Origin of the sequence: Pseudonocardia nigra (assembly GCF_019396355.1) — a bacterium.
Lineage (GTDB): Bacteria > Actinomycetota > Actinomycetes > Mycobacteriales > Pseudonocardiaceae > Pseudonocardia > Pseudonocardia nigra.
Genome location: NZ_JAHKRK010000496.1, coordinates 1 through 1,079 on the forward strand (window position 1 = coordinate 1; position 1,079 = coordinate 1,079).

At 73.1% G+C, this 1,079-nt stretch carries 1 protein-coding gene; it reads right to left on the minus strand.

All coding sequences use genetic code 11. From position 1 onward, the window contains the following. Positions 1 to 1,056 (minus strand): hypothetical protein (locus KME75_RS41850; protein ID WP_308283535.1); only part of this gene is annotated, 1,056 nt, incomplete at its 3' end. Between the last annotated feature and the right edge of the window lie 23 nt (positions 1,057 to 1,079).

Genomic DNA, 1,079 nt, shown 5'->3' on the forward strand with positions numbered 1-1,079 from the left:
GTAGGAGATCACCACCCCGAGCGGACCCACCGGCGAGTCGAGGAGGGCCTCGCCCTCGCCGACGATGGCGTCGCGGGGGACGAGCGCGGTCAGATCGGTGAGCCGCTCGAGCAGCGCGCGGCCGGGGATGTACTCCCCGAACGGGACGCGGTGTTCCTTCTCGTACCGGGCGATCCGCTCGCCGTCCGGCCCCCAGAGGACGGCCGCGTTGCGGAATCCGGAACCCTCCAACTCGGCGATCCCGACGACGACCGGCGCGTCGACCGAGCGGGCCAGCTCAGCAACACGAACATCGGCTGCCGAGCCGGCGATGCCCCCGGCGACGCTGATCACTGCCTCCGGGAACAGGACCAGGTCCGGAGACGCGGTGATCTGCTCGGCCACGGCGAACTGCCGATCGGTGGTGTCCTGCGGATTCGTGTGAACCGCTCGTAGCCCGCGGGGTCCACCGCCCTGGACGACGGCCGCGTCAAGACTGCCGGCGGGGGCAGTCGTGACCGCCGCGCCTGCGGCGAGCGGCGCCCCGATGACGACGGCGGCTGCGCCGACCGTCACCAGCCGACGCATCCCGCGAGCCAGGAACACCGCCGCGAGCCCCACGCCCGCTGCCGCGGCGAGCGCGGTGACGAGCAGCGAACCACCCAGTGGCGCAGCGAGCACGAAGGGCCCATCGATCTGGCTGAGCACCAGCGCGGGCAACGGAAATCCGTCGAACGGGAACCGGGTCTGAGCCGCGTCGAGCAGCACCAAGGCCGCCGGCAGACCCCACCACCCTCCCGACCATCGTCCGGTACGCGCGGTGGGAACGAGCCCGACGACGAGCGCGAGCATGGCGGCCTCGAGCAGCGCGACGGCGATGTACCCCGGCACGGCGAAACCGGCCAGCCACGCCAGCGTCCACGAGTAGAGGACGATGCCGGTCACTGCGCCGAGCAACAGCCGCGCCCGCAGCCCCCTGCCGTACAGCGCGATCGTCAGCGAGGCGACCCCAAGCGGCAGCAACGGCCACCACCCACGCGGCGGAGCGGCCAGGGCCCACGCAACACCGGCCGCGATCGCGAGCGTGACCGCGACGGGCG